This is a genomic window from Cupriavidus sp. IDO (genome assembly GCF_000812465.1).
Taxonomy (GTDB): domain Bacteria; phylum Pseudomonadota; class Gammaproteobacteria; order Burkholderiales; family Burkholderiaceae; genus Cupriavidus.
The window spans coordinates 1-18,695 of sequence record NZ_JWMA01000041.1 but is presented as its reverse complement, the minus strand read 5'-3'; the positions used below and the strand labels follow the sequence as shown (position 1 = coordinate 18,695).

The 18,695-nt window shown below is 62.5% G+C and carries 13 protein-coding genes, 1 tRNA gene and 1 pseudogene; all 15 read left to right on the top strand.

What is annotated here, in order from left to right:
* A pseudogene (locus tag RM96_RS37095) lies at positions 1-96 on the top strand (elongation factor Tu); the annotation flags it as partial.
* A gap of 84 nt (positions 97-180) precedes the next feature.
* Positions 181-256, top strand: a tRNA-Trp gene (locus RM96_RS13835).
* A 59-nt stretch (positions 257-315) separates the two neighbouring features.
* Positions 316-696: a preprotein translocase subunit SecE gene (gene secE / locus RM96_RS13830; protein ID WP_039011259.1), complete on the top strand. Its 381-nt coding sequence runs from the start codon at positions 316-318 to the stop codon at positions 694-696.
* Positions 697-706: 10 nt separating this feature from the next.
* Positions 707-1,288 (top strand): transcription termination/antitermination protein NusG, encoded by a 582-nt coding sequence (gene nusG / locus RM96_RS13825; RefSeq protein ID WP_039011257.1) that lies wholly within the window; start codon positions 707-709, stop codon positions 1,286-1,288.
* Between the two features lie 162 nt (positions 1,289-1,450).
* Entirely contained in the window at positions 1,451-1,882 is a 432-nt protein-coding gene (gene rplK, locus RM96_RS13820; protein ID WP_011299323.1) for a 50S ribosomal protein L11, read from the top strand.
* Positions 1,883-2,578: a 50S ribosomal protein L1 gene (rplA, locus tag RM96_RS13815; protein WP_039011255.1), complete on the top strand. Its 696-nt coding sequence runs from the start codon at positions 1,883-1,885 to the stop codon at positions 2,576-2,578. It abuts the gene before it with no gap.
* A gap of 422 nt (positions 2,579-3,000) precedes the next feature.
* Positions 3,001-3,522, top strand: coding sequence for a 50S ribosomal protein L10 (rplJ, locus tag RM96_RS13810; RefSeq protein WP_039011253.1), 522 nt, complete (start codon positions 3,001-3,003; stop codon positions 3,520-3,522).
* A 66-nt stretch (positions 3,523-3,588) separates the two neighbouring features.
* Complete coding sequence (gene rplL, locus RM96_RS13805) at positions 3,589-3,963, top strand: 50S ribosomal protein L7/L12 (RefSeq protein ID WP_039011251.1); 375 nt, start codon at positions 3,589-3,591, stop codon at positions 3,961-3,963.
* 416 nt (positions 3,964-4,379) lie between these two features.
* Positions 4,380-8,486: a DNA-directed RNA polymerase subunit beta gene (gene rpoB / locus RM96_RS13800; protein ID WP_039011249.1), complete on the top strand. Its 4,107-nt coding sequence runs from the start codon at positions 4,380-4,382 to the stop codon at positions 8,484-8,486.
* A 126-nt stretch (positions 8,487-8,612) separates the two neighbouring features.
* Positions 8,613-12,857 carry a DNA-directed RNA polymerase subunit beta' gene (gene rpoC, locus RM96_RS13795; protein ID WP_039011247.1) on the top strand — a complete coding sequence of 1,415 codons (4,245 nt, stop codon included), beginning with the start codon at positions 8,613-8,615 and terminating at the stop codon, positions 12,855-12,857.
* 195 nt (positions 12,858-13,052) lie between these two features.
* A complete protein-coding gene (gene recQ, locus RM96_RS13790) occupies positions 13,053-14,900 on the top strand; it encodes a DNA helicase RecQ (protein WP_039011244.1) in 1,848 nt (615 codons plus the stop codon).
* Between the two features lie 323 nt (positions 14,901-15,223).
* Positions 15,224-15,601: a 30S ribosomal protein S12 gene (gene rpsL, locus RM96_RS13785; RefSeq protein ID WP_010810460.1), complete on the top strand. Its 378-nt coding sequence runs from the start codon at positions 15,224-15,226 to the stop codon at positions 15,599-15,601.
* A 221-nt stretch (positions 15,602-15,822) separates the two neighbouring features.
* Complete coding sequence (gene rpsG / locus RM96_RS13780; RefSeq protein WP_010810459.1) at positions 15,823-16,293, top strand: 30S ribosomal protein S7; 471 nt, start codon at positions 15,823-15,825, stop codon at positions 16,291-16,293.
* Positions 16,294-16,410: 117 nt separating this feature from the next.
* Positions 16,411-18,519 carry an elongation factor G gene (gene fusA / locus RM96_RS13775; RefSeq protein WP_039011241.1) on the top strand — a complete coding sequence of 703 codons (2,109 nt, stop codon included), beginning with the start codon at positions 16,411-16,413 and terminating at the stop codon, positions 18,517-18,519.
* Between the two features lie 80 nt (positions 18,520-18,599).
* The coding region (locus RM96_RS37090) for a GTP-binding protein (protein ID WP_039011239.1) at positions 18,600-18,695 on the top strand (96 nt) is incomplete at its 3' end.

The following is an 18,695-nucleotide window of genomic DNA, read 5'->3' as shown; positions in this document are numbered from 1 at the left end:
ATCGCCCCGATCGCCATGGAAGAAGGCCTGCGCTTCGCTATCCGTGAAGGCGGCCGTACCGTCGGCGCCGGCGTCGTGGCAAAGATCCTCGACTAAGCTGTTCGATAGCGAACGCGGCACCAACCGGCCGCGTTCGTTGCCAGAAGGGGTTGGCGCAAGCGTCGACCCCGAAGTTGTTTTAGGGGTATAGCTCAACTGGCAGAGCGTCGGTCTCCAAAACCGAAGGTTGGGGGTTCGATTCCCTCTGCCCCTGCCAAATCAATCAGCCGCGTCGCGAGGAGCAATCGTGACGCGGCTTAGTCTCGTTTGCGAAACATGGCCAATCCCAATGTTGAAACCGTGAACGCCTCCAGCGGCAAGTGGATGCTCGGGGCTGCGGTGCTTCTGGTGGTTGCCGGCGTCATCGGTTTCTATGCACTGGCACAGCAACCGTCTTACGTACGTGGCGCCGCACTGTTCGGAGGTATCGCTCTCGGTATCGTCGTTGCCCTCGTGTCTGTACCGGGCAAGGATTTCATCGGGTTCGCCAAAGAATCGTATCGGGAAGTTCGCAAGGTCGTCTGGCCGACGCGCAAGGAAGCCGGCCAGATGACTGGCCTGGTGTTTGCCTTCGTGGTGATCATGGCGCTGTTCCTGTGGTCGGCTGACAAGCTCATCGAGTGGGTCATCTTCTCGCTCGTACTGGGCTGGAAATAAGAGGTAGCACATGACGGATAACGTTCAGCAGGAAACCACCGCAGCCGAATCGCCTTCGTCGAAGAAGCGCTGGTATGTCGTGCACGCCTACTCCGGCATGGAGAAGAGCGTGCAGCGCGCGCTGCAGGAACGCATCGAACGCGCGGAGATGCAGGACAAGTTTGGCCGCATCCTGGTGCCGTCCGAAGAAGTCGTGGAAATCAAGGGTGGCCACAAGTCGGTCACCGAGCGCCGTTTCTTCCCGGGCTATGTGCTCGTGGAAATGGAAATGACGGACGAGACCTGGCACCTGGTGAAGAACACCAGCAAGGTGACCGGCTTCGTGGGCGGGGCACGCAACCGCCCGAGCCCGATCTCGCAGCGCGAGGTCGACAAGATCATGACCCAGATGCAGGAAGGGGTCGAGAAGCCGCGTCCCAAGACGCTGTTCGAAGTGGGTGAGATGGTCCGCGTCAAGGACGGCCCATTCACCGATTTCAACGGCAACGTCGAGGAAGTGAACTACGAAAAGTCGCGTCTGCGCGTCTCGGTCACGATCTTCGGGCGCGCAACGCCGGTCGAGCTGGAGTTCGGCCAGGTCGAGAAGGTCTAAGGATTTGCTGGCCGGCATGCTTGACGGCATGCCAGCCCGCATCGGCAGCGCCGCAAGGCGAGGCCAAAGAGGAGCGCGAGGCGATGCCGACGGCATGGCGACAGCGCGTTACGACTCAACAGGATTGTTTCCCGAAGCGGAGCGATCCGGATTGGAGTAAAGATGGCCAAGAAGATCATTGGCTTTATCAAGCTGCAGATTCCGGCTGGTAAGGCAAATCCCTCCCCGCCCGTTGGTCCCGCACTGGGTCAGCGTGGTCTGAACATCATGGAGTTCTGCAAGGCGTTCAACGCCCAGACCCAAGGCATGGAGCCTGGTCTGCCGGTGCCGGTGGTGATTACCGCCTTCGCCGACAAGAGCTTCACGTTCGTGATGAAGTCGCCCCCCGCGACCGTGCTGATCAAGAAGGCAGCCGGCGTGACCAAGGGTTCGCCGAAGCCGCACACGGACAAGGTTGGCAAGATCACCCGCGCCCAGGCTGAAGAAATCGCCAAGGCCAAGAACGCTGACCTGACCGCCGCCGACCTGGACGCCGCCGTGCGCACCATCGCTGGCTCGGCTCGTTCGATGGGCATCACCGTGGAGGGTCTGTAAATGGCTAAGGTTTCCAAGCGCGTCGCCGCCAACAAGGCGAAGATCGAGCGTACCAAGTTCTACCCGATCGACGAGGCCCTGGGCCTGGTGAAGGGCTGCGCCTCGGCGAAGTTCGACGAATCGATCGACGTGGCCGTGCAACTGGGCATCGACGCCAAGAAGTCGGACCAGGTGGTTCGTGGCTCCGTGGTGCTTCCGGCTGGTACCGGCAAGTCGGTTCGCGTGGCTGTGTTCGCGCAGGGCGAAAAGGCCGAAGCCGCCAAGGCAGCTGGCGCTGACATCGTCGGCATGGAAGACCTGGCCGAGCAAGTCAAGGCCGGCAACCTGAACTTCGACGTCGTGATCGCTTCGCCGGACACGATGCGTATCGTCGGTACGCTGGGCCAGATCCTGGGCCCGCGCGGCCTGATGCCGAACCCGAAGGTTGGCACCGTGACCCCGGACGTCGCCCAGGCTGTGAAGAACGCCAAGGCTGGTCAGGTTCAGTTCCGTGTCGACAAGGCCGGTATCATCCACGCCACCATCGGCCGCCGCTCGTTCGAGGACACCGCCCTGAAGAGCAACCTGTCCGCACTGCTGGAGGCGCTCGTCAAGGCCAAGCCGGCGACGAGCAAGGGCGTGTACCTGCGCAAGATCGCTGTTTCGTCCACCATGGGCGTTGGCGTGCGCGTGGAACAGGCTTCGCTGTCGGCCTGAGCTGACGGCAATGGCTGACCGGACCCGATAACATCGGTCGGCCGCGAATTGAAGATCCCGGCGCAAGCGGGGATCGCTCCGGAACCGGTCCTGCCAGGCGGCAGGGCAGGAAGAAGGAGCAAGGCTTTGGGCAGTGGCGGCAGCCGGGCACGTTGTGTTCAGGCAGTTGCCGCTGGTTATCAAAGACCGCTGGTGTCCACATGACCGCAGTCAGGGATGTGGGCTTAATCGGCCAGGACGTCCAGGCGGGGCCTTGTGCCACGCATGACGAACCCCGGACAACCAGCGCAGATGGCGCACCCGAAGGGATTGATGAATCCGGGCCTGTCCCGGGTGATTCGGGCCAATCGGACGCCGTTCGTTTGGACTGATGTGCGTACTCCGGCAGATCCGGAGGACAAGCATCGTTTTGGAGCTTAACCGTGCCACTCAATATTGAAGATAAGAAGGCCGTCGTTGCTGAGGTTTCGGCGCAAGTCGCCAAAGCCCAGACCATCGTCGTGGCCGAATATCGCGGCATTACGGTTGGCGATCTGACCAAGCTGCGTAGCTCTGCCCGTCAGCAAGGCGTGTACCTGCGTGTTCTGAAGAACACGCTGGCCCGCCGCGCTGTGGAAGGTACGCCGTTTGCAGGCCTCGCAGAGCAAATGACCGGTCCGCTGATCTACGGTATTTCCGAAGATGCAGTGGCCTCGGCCAAGGTTCTGAACGACTTCGCGAAGACCAACGACAAGCTGGTTCTGCGCGCAGGTTCGTATGACGGCAAGGTTCTCGATGCTGCCGCCGTGAAGGCGCTGGCTTCGATCCCGAGCCGCGAAGAACTGATTGCTCAGCTGCTGGGCGTGATGCAGGCACCGGTGTCGGGCTTCGCCCGTCTGCTGGCCGCTCTGTCCGCCAAGAAGGCCGAAGGCGCTCCCGCGGAAGCGGAAGCTGCCGGTGCCTAAGGCAATCCAGGCCTCGCACTTACCGATCGCAATACCGATACCGAATCAAATCTAGGAGTATTTCAAATGGCAATCACCAAAGACGACATCCTCGAAGCAGTAGGCTCGATGTCCGTGATGGAACTGAACGACCTGGTCAAGGCGTTTGAAGAGAAGTTTGGCGTGTCCGCCGCTGCCATGGCCGTGGCTGCTGCCCCGGGCGCGGGCGGTGCCGCTGCTGCCGAAGAGCAGACCGAGTTCAACGTGATCCTGGCCGAAGTCGGCGCCAACAAGGTTGGCGTGATTAAGGCTGTTCGCGAAATCACCGGTCTGGGCCTGAAGGAAGCCAAGGACCTGGTCGATGGCGCACCGAAGCCCGTCAAGGAAGGCGTGGACAAGGCTACTGCTGCCGACGCCAAGAAGAAGCTGGAAGACGCCGGCGCAAAGGCCGAAGTCAAGTAAGCAATGCTCGCGTGCCTCCGCGGCACGCGAATGGGGCTGGCAAAGGGAGATTTCCCGGCGCCAGCCTTTTTGCGCTTGTGCGAGTGTATTTTATTCTCCACTCGGCACAAGAAAATGTGATGTAAGCACTGCGTGGCAGGCGGAATTTTCCGTTGCCTCAGCAGAAGCCAAACATCAGTGGCACACTAAGTGGTTGCTGCTGATGTTTGTCTTCTGAACCGACTGCAGAAGACAAGTTTGGTCGGGTGTCCCCCGGGTGAGTGCAGGCATTGCGCCAAGGCAATGACCACACCGCCCGCAGCGTGCGGACACCGTCAGCCAGAGGTTGGTAGCGGCCAACCGCCAAATCCCCTCCCAGTCGCTGAACACCTCAGGCGCGGCCAGGTCCAGCCGCCCTGCGATGATTCGGAGATCCCATGGCGTACAGCTTCACCGAAAAGAAGCGCATTCGCAAAAGTTTTGCGAAGCGCGCGACGGTTCACCAGGTTCCATTCCTGCTTGCCACCCAGATTGAATCCTACACCCAGTTCTTGCAAGCGGATACGCCGCCCGCGCGTCGCAAAACCGAGGGGCTGCAGGCTGCGTTCAGCGCGATTTTCCCCATCTCATCCCATAACGGGCTTGCCCGTATGGAGTTTGTCTCGTATCACCTGTCCAACCCACCGTTCGACGTCAAGGAGTGCCAACAGCGTGGCCTGACGTTCCATTCGGCCCTGCGTGCCAAGGTTCGCCTGATCATCAACGATCGCGAGAACCCGGGCAAGGTGAAGGAAGTGAAGGAACAGGAAGTGTACATGGGCGAAATTCCGCTCATGACTTCCACCGGTTCGTTCGTGATCAACGGCACCGAGCGTGTCATCGTGTCCCAGTTGCACCGCTCGCCTGGCGTGTTCTTCGAGCACGACAAGGGCAAGACGCACAGCTCGGGCAAGCTGCTGTTCTCGGCACGTATCATCCCCTACCGCGGTTCGTGGCTGGACTTCGAATTCGATCCGAAGGACATCCTGTACTTCCGCGTCGACCGCCGCCGCAAGATGCCGGTGACGATCCTGCTGAAGTCGATCGGCCTGACGCCGGAACAGATCCTCGCGCACTTCTTCGTGTTCGACAACTTCACGCTGCAGTCGGAAGGCGCGCAGCTGGAGTTCGTGCCCGAGCGCCTGCGCGGTGAAGTCGCGCGCTTCGACATCCTCGACAAGAACGGCCGCGTGGTGGTCGAGAAGGACAAGCGGATCAACGCCAAGCACATCCGCGATCTGGATTCGGCCGGCACCAAGCTGATCAGCGTTCCGGAAGACTACCTGCTGGGCCGCGTGCTGGCGAAGAACATCATCGACCCGGATACCGGCGAGGTGATTGCCAACGCCAATGACGAACTGACCGAAACGCTGCTGGAAAACCTGCGCGAAGCCGGCGTCAAGCAGATCCAGACCCTCTACACCAACGACCTGGATCAGGGCCCGTACATGTCGCAGACCCTGCGCGTGGACGAGACCGCCGACCAGACCGCTGCCCGTATCGCGATCTATCGCATGATGCGCCCGGGCGAGCCGCCGACCGAAGAAGCTGTGGAAGCGCTGTTCCAGCGCCTGTTCTACAGCGAAGAGTCGTACGACCTGTCGCGCGTTGGCCGCATGAAGGTCAACAGCCGTCTGTCGCGTCCGAGCGGCGAGGGCAGCATGGTGCTGCAGGACGAGGACATCCTCGAGACCATCAAGATCTTGGTCAACCTGCGTAACGGCAAGGGCGAAGTCGACGATATCGATCACCTGGGCAACCGTCGCGTGCGTTGCGTCGGCGAACTGGCCGAAAACCAGTTCCGCGCCGGCCTGTCGCGCGTGGAGCGTGCTGTCAAGGAACGTCTGGGCCAGGCCGAGACCGAGAACCTGATGCCGCACGACCTGATCAACTCGAAGCCGATCTCGTCGGCGATCCGCGAGTTCTTCGGTTCGTCGCAGCTGTCGCAGTTCATGGACCAGACCAACCCGCTGTCGGAAATCACGCACAAGCGTCGTGTTTCCGCACTGGGCCCGGGCGGCCTGACGCGCGAGCGCGCAGGCTTTGAAGTCCGCGACGTGCACCCGACCCACTACGGCCGCGTGTGCCCGATCGAAACGCCGGAAGGTCCGAACATTGGTCTGATCAACTCGCTGGCACTGTACGCCCGCCTGAACGAATACGGCTTCCTGGAAACGCCGTACCGCAAGGTGGTCGACAGCAAGCTGACCGACCAGGTCGACTACCTGTCCGCGATCGAGGAAGGCAAGTACGTGGTGGCGCAGGCCAACGCGACTGTCGATGGCGAAGGCAACCTGATCGACGAACTGGTGTCGTCGCGTGAGGGCTCCGAGCGGGAAACCCGCATGGTGACGCCGGACCGCGTGCAGTACATCGACGTGGCGCCGTCGCAGATCGTGTCGGCCGCTGCCTCGCTGGTGCCGTTCCTCGAGCACGATGACGCGAACCGTGCACTGATGGGCGCAAACATGCAGCGTCAGGCCGTGCCTTGCCTGCGTCCGGACAAGCCGTTGGTCGGCACCGGCATCGAGCGCACCGTTGCGGTCGACTCGGGTACTGCCGTGCAGGCTACGCGTGGCGGCGTGGTGGACTACGTCGATGCGATGCGTATCGTGATCCGCGTGAACGACGACGAAGCCGTGGCCGGTGAAGTCGGCGTGGACATCTACAACCTGATCAAGTACACGCGCTCGAACCAGAACACCAACATCAACCAGCGTCCGATGGTCAAGGTGGGCGATCACGTGGCCCGCGGCGACGTCATTGCCGATGGCGCCTCGACCGACCTCGGCGAGCTGGCGCTCGGCCAGAACATGCTGGTGGCGTTCATGCCGTGGAACGGCTACAACTTCGAGGATTCGATCCTGATCTCGGAGCGTGTGGTGGCCGAAGACCGCTATACCTCGATCCACATCGAGGAACTGTCGGTCGTTGCCCGCGACACCAAGCTGGGACCGGAAGAAATCACGCGCGACATTTCCAACCTCGCCGAAGCGCAACTGGCGCGTCTGGACGAGTCCGGCATCACCTACATCGGTGCCGAAGTGGAAGCCGGCGACGTGCTGGTGGGCAAGGTCACGCCGAAGGGCGAGACCCAGCTGACCCCGGAAGAGAAGCTGCTGCGCGCGATCTTCGGCGAGAAGGCTTCGGACGTGAAGGACACCTCGCTGCGCGTGCCGTCGGGCATGAGCGGCATCGTGATCGACGTCCAGGTCTTCACCCGCGAAGGCGTGACCCGCGACAAGCGTGCCCAGTCGATCATCGACGACGAACTGAAGCGCTACCGCCTGGACCTGAACGACCAGCTGCGTATCGTGGAAGGCGACGCGTTCCAGCGTCTGGAGCGCCTGCTGCTCGACAAGACCGTCAACGGCGGTCCGAAGAAGCTGGCCAAGGGCGCGAAGCTGACCAAGGAATACCTGGCAGACGTCGACAAGTACCACTGGTTTGACATCCGTCCGGCCGACGAGGAAGTTGCTGCGCAGCTGGAAGCCGTCAAGGAAGCCATCGAGCAGAAGCGCCACGAGTTCGACCTGGCCTTCGAAGAGAAGCGCAAGAAGCTCACGCAGGGCGACGAACTGCCGCCGGGCGTGATCAAGATGGTCAAGGTGTACCTGGCCGTCAAGCGCCGCCTGCAGCCTGGCGACAAGATGGCCGGCCGTCACGGCAACAAGGGTGTCGTGTCCAAGATCACCCCGATCGAAGACATGCCCTACATGGCTGACGGTACGCCTGCCGACATCGTGCTGAACCCGCTGGGCGTGCCTTCGCGGATGAACGTGGGCCAGATTCTCGAGACGCACCTGGGCTGGGCCGCACGCGGTCTGGGCGAGCGCATCGGCAACATGCTGAAGGCGCAAGCCAAGGCAGCCGAAGTGCGCAAGCTGCTCACGCAGATCTACAACGAGAGCGGCAAGGTCGAAGACCTCGACAGCCTGTCGGATTCGGAAGTCCTGGAACTGGCCGAGAACCTGAAGAAGGGCGTGCCGTTCGCGACGCCGGTGTTCGATGGTGCGCATGAGGACGAAATCCGCCGCATGCTGGACCTCGCCTATCCGGAAGAGATCGCGAAGGAGAAGGGCCTGACCCCGTCCAAGCAGCAGGTCACGCTGTTCGACGGCCGCACCGGCGAAGCGTTCGAGCGTCCGGTCACGCTGGGTGTGATGCACATGCTGAAGCTGCACCACCTGGTCGATGACAAGATGCACGCCCGTTCCACCGGCCCGTACTCGCTGGTGACGCAGCAGCCGCTGGGCGGTAAGGCCCAGTTCGGTGGCCAGCGTTTCGGTGAGATGGAAGTTTGGGCACTGGAAGCCTATGGCGCCTCGTACGTGCTGCAGGAAATGCTGACGGTCAAGTCCGATGACGTGAACGGCCGTACCAAGGTGTACGAAAACATCGTCAAGGGCGAGCACTCGATCGACGCCGGCATGCCGGAATCGTTCAACGTGCTGGTGAAGGAAATCCGCTCGCTGGGTATCGACATCGACCTCGATCGCTACTGATCGGGCCGATGCGGGTGCCGGCTGCGGCCGGCACCCTGTCGACACAACAGCAGAGCAGGATTTCCCACAGGATGAATGCCGCGGCGCCGAAGAGAGTTCGGTGCCACGGCGAAACAAGGAGTTGCAATGAAAGCATTGCTCGATCTCTTTAAGCAGGTTCAGCAGGAAGAGCAGTTCGACGCGATCAAGATCGGCCTGGCCTCGCCCGAGAAGATCCGTTCGTGGTCGTACGGCGAAGTGAAGAAGCCGGAAACGATCAACTACCGTACGTTCAAGCCGGAACGCGACGGCCTGTTCTGCGCCAAGATCTTTGGCCCGATCAAGGACTACGAGTGCCTGTGCGGCAAGTACAAGCGCCTGAAGCACCGTGGCGTGATCTGCGAGAAGTGCGGCGTTGAAGTGACGCTGGCCAAGGTGCGCCGCGAGCGCATGGGCCACATCGAACTGGCCGCGCCGACCGCGCACATCTGGTTCCTGAAGTCGCTGCCGTCGCGTCTGGGCATGGTGCTCGACATGACGCTGCGCGACATCGAGCGCGTGCTGTACTTTGAAGCATTCGTGGTGCTCGAACCCGGCATGACCCCGCTCAAGAAGAGCCAGATCATGTCGGAAGACGACTACCTCGCGAAGTGCGACGAATACGGCGAGGGCGAGTTCGTCGCCATGATGGGTGCCGAGGGCATCCGTGAACTGCTGCGCGGCATCGACATCGAGAAGCAGATCGAACAGATCCGCGCCGAGCTGCAGGCCACCGGCTCCGAAGCCAAGATCAAGAAGTTCGCCAAGCGCCTGAAGGTGCTCGAGGCCTTCCAGCGTTCGGGCATCAAGCCCGAGTGGATGATCCTCGAAGTGCTGCCGGTGCTGCCGCCCGAGCTGCGCCCGCTGGTGCCGCTGGACGGCGGCCGCTTCGCGACCTCGGACCTGAACGACCTGTACCGCCGCGTCATCAACCGTAACAACCGCCTGAAGCGCCTGCTGGAACTGAAGGCGCCTGAGATCATCGTGCGCAACGAAAAGCGCATGCTGCAGGAAGCGGTTGACTCGCTGCTGGACAACGGCCGTCGCGGCAAGGCGATGACCGGTGCCAACAAGCGTCCGCTGAAGTCCCTGGCCGAAATGATCAAGGGCAAGGGCGGTCGTTTCCGTCAGAACCTGCTGGGCAAGCGCGTCGACTACTCGGGCCGTTCGGTCATCGTGGTGGGCCCGACGCTCAAGCTGCACCAGTGCGGCCTGCCCAAGCTGATGGCGCTCGAGCTGTTCAAGCCGTTCATCTTCCACAAGCTGGAAACGATGGGCATCGCCACCACCATCAAGGCGGCGAAGAAGGAAGTCGAAAGCCAGACGCCGGTGGTGTGGGACATCCTCGAAGAGGTCATCCGCGAGCACCCGGTGATGCTGAACCGTGCGCCGACGCTGCACCGCCTGGGTATCCAGGCGTTCGAGCCGGTGCTGATCGAAGGCAAGGCCATCCAGCTGCACCCGCTGGTCTGCGCGGCGTTCAACGCCGACTTCGACGGTGACCAGATGGCTGTTCACGTCCCGCTGTCGCTGGAAGCGCAGATGGAAGCCCGCACGCTGATGCTGGCCTCCAACAATGTGCTGTTCCCGGCCAACGGCGATCCGTCGATCGTCCCGTCGCAAGACGTGGTGCTGGGTCTGTACTACACGACCCGCGACAAGATCAACGGCAAGGGCGAGGGCATGACTTTCGCCGACATCAGCGAAGTGATCCGCGCCTACGAGAACAAGGAAGTCGAGCTGGCTTCCCGCGTGAACGTGCGTATCACCGAGTATGAGCTGGTGGACAAGGACGCCGCCGGCGACGCCCGTTTCGCACCCAAGATCACGCTGCAGGCCACCACGGTCGGCCGGGCGATCCTGTCCGAGATCCTGCCGAAGGGCCTGCCGTTCTCGGTGCTGAACAAGCCGCTCAAGAAGAAGGAAATCTCGCGCCTGATCAACACGGCATTCCGCAAGTGCGGTCTGCGCGAGACCGTGATCTTCGCCGACAAGCTGCTGCAGTCGGGCTTCCGCCTTGCCACGCGCGCCGGTATCTCGATCGCCATCGACGACATGCTGGTGCCGCCGCAGAAGGAGAAGATCATCTCCGACGCGGCTGCCAAGGTGAAGGAATACGACAAGCAGTACATGTCGGGTCTGGTGACCGACCAGGAACGCTACAACAACGTCGTGGACATCTGGGGCGCCGCCGGCGACCAGGTGGGCAAGGCGATGATGGAGCAGCTCCAGCACGAAGACGTGGTCGACCGCGAAGGCAAGACCGTGAAGCAAGAGTCGTTCAACTCCATCTACATGATGGCCGACTCGGGCGCACGGGGCTCGGCAGCGCAGATCCGCCAGCTGGCAGGTATGCGTGGCCTGATGGCCAAGCCGGACGGCTCGATCATTGAAACGCCGATTACGGCGAACTTCCGTGAAGGCCTGAACGTTCTGCAGTACTTCATCTCGACCCACGGCGCCCGTAAGGGTCTGGCGGATACGGCACTGAAGACCGCGAACTCGGGTTACCTGACCCGTCGTCTGGTCGACGTGACCCAGGATCTGGTCGTGGTGGAAGACGATTGCGGCACCTCCAACGGCGTGGCCATGAAGGCCCTGGTTGAAGGCGGTGAAGTGATCGAAGCCCTGCGCGACCGTATCCTCGGCCGCGTGACCGTGGCTGACGTGGTGAACCCTGAAACCCAGGAAACCGCGATCGAAACCGGCACGCTGCTGGACGAAGACCTGGTCGACCTGATCGACGCCCTCGGCGTGGACGAAGTGAAGGTGCGCACGCCGCTGTCGTGCGACACGCGCTACGGCCTGTGCGCCAAGTGCTACGGCCGCGACCTGGGCCGCGGCGTGCTGGTGAACTCCGGCGAAGCGGTGGGTGTGATCGCCGCTCAGTCGATCGGTGAGCCGGGCACGCAGCTGACCATGCGTACGTTCCACATCGGTGGTGCGGCATCGCGTGCGGCAGTGGCATCGAGCGTGGAAGCGAAGGCGACCGGTACGGTCCGCTTCACCGCGACCATGCGCTACGTGACCAACGCCAAGGGCGAACTGATCGTGATTTCGCGTTCGGGCGAAGCACTGATCACCGACGACCACGGCCGCGAGCGCGAGCGCCACAAGATCCCGTACGGCGCCACGCTGCTGGTGCAGGACGGCCAGGCGATCAAGGCCGGCACGCAACTGGCGACCTGGGACGCACTGACTCGTCCGATCGTTTCCGAATACTCGGGCACGACCAAGTTCGAGAACGTCGAAGAAGGCGTGACCGTCGCCAAGCAGATGGACGAAGTGACGGGCCTGTCGACCCTCGTGGTGATCGACGCCAAGCGCCGCACGGCTGCCACCAAGGGCCTGCGCCCGCAGGTGAAGCTGCTCGACGCCAACGGCCAGGAAGTGAAGATCCCGGGCACGGACCACTCCGTGACCATCGGCTTCCAGGTCGGCGCGCTGATTACCGTGAAGGACGGCCAGCAGGTGCACGTGGGTGAAGTGCTTGCACGTATCCCGACCGAGTCGCAGAAGACCCGTGACATTACCGGTGGTCTGCCGCGCGTGGCCGAGCTGTTCGAAGCGCGTTCGCCGAAGGACGCCGCCGTGCTGGCGGAAGTCACCGGTACCGTGTCGTTCGGCAAGGACACCAAGGGCAAGCAGCGTCTGGTCATTACCGACCTGGACGGCAATGCCCACGAGTTCCTGATCGCCAAGGAAAAGCAGGTGCTGGTGCACGACGGCCAGGTGGTGAACAAGGGCGAAATGATCGTGGAAGGTCCGGCGGACCCGCACGACATCCTGCGCCTGAAGGGCATCGAAGAGCTGGCGCACTACATCGTGGACGAAGTGCAGGACGTGTATCGTCTGCAGGGCGTGAAGATCAACGACAAGCACATCGAAGTGATTGTTCGTCAGATGCTGCGCCGCGTGCAGATCGCGGATGTGGGCGACACCAAGTTCATCCCCGGTGAACAGGTGGAGCGTTCGGAACTGCTTGACGAGAACGATCGCATGATCGCCGAGGGCAAGCGTCCGGCCATCCACGAGAACCTGCTGCTGGGTATTACCAAGGCGTCGCTGTCGACCGACAGCTTCATCTCGGCGGCATCGTTCCAGGAAACCACCCGCGTGCTGACCGAAGCCGCGATCATGGGCAAGACCGACGACCTGCGTGGTCTGAAGGAAAACGTGATCGTCGGCCGTCTGATCCCGGCCGGTACGGGCCTGGCCTACCACCGTGCCCGCAAGGCACGCGAGGCGGCCGAGCGCGAGCGCGCCCAGGCGATCTCCGAAGAAGAGCAGTCGCTCTTCATCGAGCCGCCGGTGGTGCAGGCCACCGCGGAGGGCGAAGGCGACGCAGTCTGAGCCACATTGCAGTAAGCTGAAAAGCCCCGGCCATCGTGCCGGGCTTTTTTTCGTCCTGCATCCGATGCGGCACGATGTGTTGGATTTTGATCCGCCCGTGCCGACGCCTGCCCTTCGTCAAGAATGGAATCATTTCCCGCGCGGGCTTAGTGGTATGGTTACGCCTTTCCCGGCTTCCCCCTTTCCGCTGTCCGTATGTCGCGCGCTCTGGCGATCCTCAAAGATGTCTTCGGCTATCACGCCTTCCGCGGGCGGCAGGCCGAGATCATCGACCACGTCGCCGAAGGCGGCGACAGCCTGGTCCTGATGCCGACCGGCGGCGGCAAGTCGCTGTGCTACCAGATCCCGGCGCTGCTTCGCCAGCGGGCGGGGCAGGGGATCGGCATCGTCGTGTCGCCGCTGATCGCGCTGATGCAGGACCAGGTCGCGGCGCTGACCGAAGCCGGCGTGCGCGCCGCGGTGCTGAATTCCACGCTGACCGGCGCCGAAGCGTCGGCGGTCGAGCGCGACGTGCTGGCCGGCCGGCTCGAGATACTCTACGTCGCACCCGAGCGTCTGATGACGCCGCGCTTCCTCGACCTGCTCGAACGCACGCGGGTCGGGCTCTTCGCCATCGACGAGGCGCATTGCGTATCGCAGTGGGGGCATGACTTCCGGCCGGAATACATCAAGCTGTCGGTCCTGCACGAGCGGTTCCCGTACGTGCCGCGCATCGCGCTGACCGCCACGGCCGATGCGCTGACGCGCAACGAGATCATCGAGCGGCTGGCGCTGGACGAGGCACAGGTCTTCATTTCCAGCTTCGACCGCCCGAATATCCGCTATCGCATCGTTGAAAAGGACAACGCGCGCCAGCAGTTGCTTGCCTTCATCAAGGCGGAGCACATGGCGGCCGACGGTACGCACGACAGCGGCATCGTCTATTGCCTGTCGCGCAAGAAGGTCGAGGACGCCGCCGACTGGCTGAGCGGACAGGGCATCAATGCGCTGCCGTATCACGCGGGCATGGATGCCCAGATCCGCCAGCGCCACCAGGCGCGTTTTCGCGAGGAGGAAGGGGTGGTGATGGTGGCCACCATCGCCTTCGGCATGGGCATCGACAAGCCCGACGTGCGTTTCGTGGCCCACCTCGACCTGCCCAAGAGCATGGAAGGGTACTACCAGGAAACTGGCCGGGCCGGCCGCGACGGCCTGCCGGCCAACGCGTGGATGGCCTACGGCCTCGGTGATGTCGTGCAGCAGAAGCGCATGATTGACGAGTCGGAGGCCGATGAGGCGTTCAAGCGGGTTTCCTCGGCCAAGCTCGACGCGCTGCTGGGGCTGTGCGAAACCGCCGGCTGCCGGCGCGTGCGCATCCTCGCGTATTTCGAAGAGACCAGCGAGGCGTGTGGCAACTGCGACACTTGCCTCGAGCCGCCGGCCACCTGGGACGGCACGCGCGAGGCGCAGATGGCGCTGTCCTGCGTCTATCGCACCGCGCAGGCAAGCCGCATCCATTTCGGCGCTACGCACCTGATCGATGTCCTGCGCGGCAACGCGTCGGAGAAGATCCGGCAGTGGGGGCACGACAAGGTCTCGACCTTCGGCATCGGCAAGGACCGCTCCGTGCACGAGTGGCATACCGTATTCCGCCAGCTGATCGCGCAGGGACTGCTGATGATCGATCACGGCGGCCACGGCGCCTTGCTGCTGGGCGAGGGCGCGCGCGCGGTGCTGAAGGGCGAGCGCCAGATCATCCTGCGCCGCCAGGCCAGCAAGCCGGGCAAATCCACCGAACGCGCACCGCGCGGCAACCGCACGGACCACGCAGCCGACATGGATGCCGACGCCCTCGCCAACTGGGAGGCCCTGCGCCGCTGGCGGACCGAAGCCGCGCGCGAACACGGCGTGCCGGCTTACGTGATCTTCCACGACGCCACGTTGGCTGAGCTGGCGCGCACCGCGCCGGACTCGCTCGACGAAATGACCGGCATTCCCGGCATCGGCGCCTCGAAACTGGAGCGTTACGGCGACGCCATCCTGAAGACGCTACGGTCCGTGTAGCCGCTGCAGGTAAACTGGCTTGACCGTTTACCTTTTGGCTGCTAGGATGCCAGATTCGAGTTTTTGGCTTTGGATTTCGCTCGCCCGTCGGAATTGTGACCATTGGTTCGCAGCCGACAAGCCTTTCGGACAGTTTTGTGACAGTTCGGTGGCGGCAGACGCGGGATCCCGGTGGAACTCGCGCTCTTTGGCATGTCTGTTTATCCACAGCCCCGTCCCCAGAGCGCCCGCTCACCTCTCCCGCCCAAAACCCGTAGTTGCCTTTCTTTCCGGTCTTCGCCGGGATGAAGGGTGTTTTTCGTCAAACCAAGCTGGATTGAACAATGCCAACTATCAACCAACTGGTTCGCAAGCCGCGCGTCTCTGAAGTCGTCAAGAGCAAGAGCCCGGCGCTTGAGAACTGCCCGCAGCGTCGCGGCGTGTGCACCCGCGTGTACACCACGACGCCGAAGAAGCCGAACTCGGCACTGCGTAAGGTCGCCAAGGTGCGCCTGACCAACGGTTTCGAAGTCATTTCGTACATCGGCGGTGAAGGCCACAACCTGCAAGAACACTCGGTCGTGCTGATCCGCGGCGGCCGTGTGAAGGATCTGCCGGGTGTGCGTTACCACATCGTCCGTGGCTCGCTCGACTTGCAAGGCGTGAAGGACCGCAAGCAGGCTCGTTCGAAGTACGGCGCGAAGCGTCCGAAGGCGGCCTAAGCTATAGCAGCCTGGGTCGGAAAGACCCGAAGCAACAAACGATAGCCTGTGGCGCGAGTCATGGTGCTGTCACCAGGCGGCGGTACAACGGAGCGTTTTTTGCGCCGTGCCGTCGAGTAAGTGGTCACCCGGCGAATTTGCTGCAAATGAATGCAAGCTAGTTGGTGGCCGGAGAGCGGGAACAACTGACCGCGCTCTCAACTGAATCTAAAGGAAAGAAGATGCCACGTCGTCGTGAAGTCCCCAAGCGGGATGTTCTGCCTGATCCGAAGTTCGGCAATGTTGAAGTTGCCAAGTTCATGAACGTGCTGATGCTGGACGGCAAGAAGTCGGTTGCCGAACGTATCGTGTATGGCGCGTTCGACCAGATCGAGAAGAAGGCAGGCAAGGCCCCCATCGAAGTGTTTTCCGTTGCCATCAACAACGTGAAGCCGGTGGTGGAAGTGAAGAGCCGTCGCGTGGGCGGCGCCAACTATCAGGTTCCGGTCGAAGTCCGTCCGTCGCGTCGTTTGGCATTGGCGATGCGTTGGCTGCGCGAGGCCGCGAAGAAACGCAGCGAGAAGTCGATGGCGCTGCGCCTGGCAGGTGAGCTGCTGGAAGCATCGGAAGGCCGTGGCGGCGCGATGAAGAAGCGCGACGAAGTGCACCGCATGGCCGAAGCCAACAAGGCGTTCTCGCATTTCCGCTTCTAAGCGCGCGATAGCGTTTGTTGGTTGCCGGGCGGGCTGTGTTTTTACACATCTCGCCCGTTTGTGTTAGGGGCGCGGGCCATGAGATGCCGGCGCCTCACGGACGAATAGAGGATTAAAGTGGCTCGTAAGACTCCTATTGAGCGCTACCGTAACATCGGTATTTCGGCTCACATTGACGCGGGTAAAACCACCACGACCGAGCGGATCCTGTTCTACACCGGTGTGAACCACAAGATCGGTGAAGTGCATGATGGCGCGGCCACCATGGACTGGATGGAGCAGGAGCAGGAGCGCGGCATCACCATCACGTCTGCTGCGACCACCGCCTTCTGGAAGGGCATGGGCGGCAACTACCCCGAGCACCGCTTCAACATCATCGACACCCCGGGCCACGTGGACTTCACCATCGAGGTGGAGCGTTCCATGCGCGTGCTGGACGGCGCGTGCATGGTGTACTGCGCCGTGGGTGGCGTGCAGCCGCAGTCCGAAACCGTGTGGCGTCAGGCCAACAAGTATGGCGTGCCGCGTCTGGCATTCGTCAACAAGATGGACCGTACCGGCGCGAACTTCTTCAAGGTCTACGACCAGCTGAAGACCCGCCTGAAGGCCAACCCGGTGCCCGTCGTGGTGCCGATCGGCGCTGAAGACGGCTTCCAGGGCGTCGTTGATCTGCTGGAAATGAAGGCGATCATTTGGGACGAAGCCAGCCAAGGCGTGAAGTTCGAATACCGGGACATCCCGGCTGAGCTGCAAGCCACCGCTGACGAATGGCGCGAGAAGATGGTCGAGTCCGCCGCCGAAGCCAGCGAAGAGCTGATGGAAAAGTACCTGGGCGGCGAAGAGCTGACCCGCGCTGAGATCGTCAAGGCGTTGCGTGACCGTACCATCGCCTGCGAAATCCAGCCGATGCTGTGCGGCACCGCGTTCAAGAACAAGGGCGTGCAGCGTATGCTCGACGCTGTGATCGACTTCCTGCCGTCGCCGGTCGACATTCCGCCGGTTACGGGCACGGACGAGGACGACAGCGAGAAGAAGCTCGAGCGCAAGGCTGACGACAACGAAAAGTTCTCGGCACTGGCGTTCAAGATCATGACCGACCCGTTCGTTGGCCAGCTGATCTTCTTCCGCGTCTACTCGGGCAAGATCAATTCGGGCGACACCGTGTACAACCCGGTCAAGAGCAAGAAGGAACGCCTCGGCCGTATTCTGCAGATGCATGCCAACCAGCGCGAAGAAATCAAGGAAGTGCTGGCCGGCGACATCGCCGCTGCAGTGGGTCTGAAGGACGCCACCACAGGCGACACGCTGTGCGATCCGGCTGCACCGATCGTGCTCGAGCGCATGGTGTTCCCGGAGCCGGTGATCTCGCAGGCCGTCGAGCCGAAGACCAAGGCTGACCAGGAAAAGATGGGCATCGCCCTGAACCGCCTGGCCGCTGAAGATCCGTCGTTCCGCGTGCGTACCGATGAAGAATCGGGTCAGACCATCATTTCGGGCATGGGCGAGCTCCACCTCGAAATTCTGGTCGACCGCATGAAGCGCGAATTCGGCGTGGAAGCCAACATCGGCGCGCCGCAGGTGGCCTACCGCGAAACCATTCGCAAGACGGCCGAAGGCGTCGAGGGCAAGTTCGTCAAGCAGTCGGGCGGCCGCGGCCAGTACGGTCACGCTGTGATCACGCTGGAACCGCAAGAGCCGGGCAAGGGCTTCGAGTTCATCGACGCCATCAAGGGCGGTGTGATTCCTCGCGAATACATCCCGGCGGTCGAAAAGGGTATCGTCGACACGCTGCCGAACGGCATCCTGGCTGGCTTCCCGGTGGTGGACGTGAAGGTCACGCTGACGTTCGGTTCGTACCACGACGTGGACTCGAACGAAAACGCGTTCCGCATGGCCGGCTCGATGGCTTTCAAGGAAGCCATGCGCAAGGCCAGCCCGGTTCTGCTCGAGCCGATGATGGCCGTGGAAGTGGAAACGCCGGAAGACTACACGGGTACCGTGATGGGCGACCTGTCGTCCCGCCGCGGCATCGTGCAGGGCATGGATGACATGGTGGGCGGCGGCAAGATCATCAAGGCCGAAGTCCCGCTGTCGGAAATGTTCGGTTATTCGACGTCGCTGCGCTCGGCCACGCAAGGCCGCGCCACGTACACCATGGAATTCAAGCATTACGCAGAGGCACCGAAGAACATCGCCGAAGCCGTGATGACGGCCAAGGGCAAGTAATTCCAAAAGTTTGCCGCCGCAGCCACTCGGGTGCGGTGGTGTGATGAATCGACAAGACTGAATTCCATTAGGAGCTGAAAATGGCAAAGGAAAAGTTCGAGCGGACCAAGCCGCACGTGAACGTTGGTACGATTGGTCACGTTGACCATGGCAAGACCACGCTGACCGCAGCGATC

Coding starts and splice junctions, on each gene's coding strand:
- secE (WP_039011259.1), top strand. CDS start 316: ATGGCCAATCCCAATGTTGAAACCGTGAACGCCTCCAGCGGCAAGTGG.
- nusG (WP_039011257.1), top strand. CDS start 707: ATGACGGATAACGTTCAGCAGGAAACCACCGCAGCCGAATCGCCTTCG.
- rplK (WP_011299323.1), top strand. CDS start 1,451: ATGGCCAAGAAGATCATTGGCTTTATCAAGCTGCAGATTCCGGCTGGT.
- rplA (WP_039011255.1), top strand. CDS start 1,883: ATGGCTAAGGTTTCCAAGCGCGTCGCCGCCAACAAGGCGAAGATCGAG.
- rplL (WP_039011251.1), top strand. CDS start 3,589: ATGGCAATCACCAAAGACGACATCCTCGAAGCAGTAGGCTCGATGTCC.
- rpoB (WP_039011249.1), top strand. CDS start 4,380: ATGGCGTACAGCTTCACCGAAAAGAAGCGCATTCGCAAAAGTTTTGCG.
- rpoC (WP_039011247.1), top strand. CDS start 8,613: ATGAAAGCATTGCTCGATCTCTTTAAGCAGGTTCAGCAGGAAGAGCAG.
- recQ (WP_039011244.1), top strand. CDS start 13,053: ATGTCGCGCGCTCTGGCGATCCTCAAAGATGTCTTCGGCTATCACGCC.
- rpsL (WP_010810460.1), top strand. CDS start 15,224: ATGCCAACTATCAACCAACTGGTTCGCAAGCCGCGCGTCTCTGAAGTC.
- rpsG (WP_010810459.1), top strand. CDS start 15,823: ATGCCACGTCGTCGTGAAGTCCCCAAGCGGGATGTTCTGCCTGATCCG.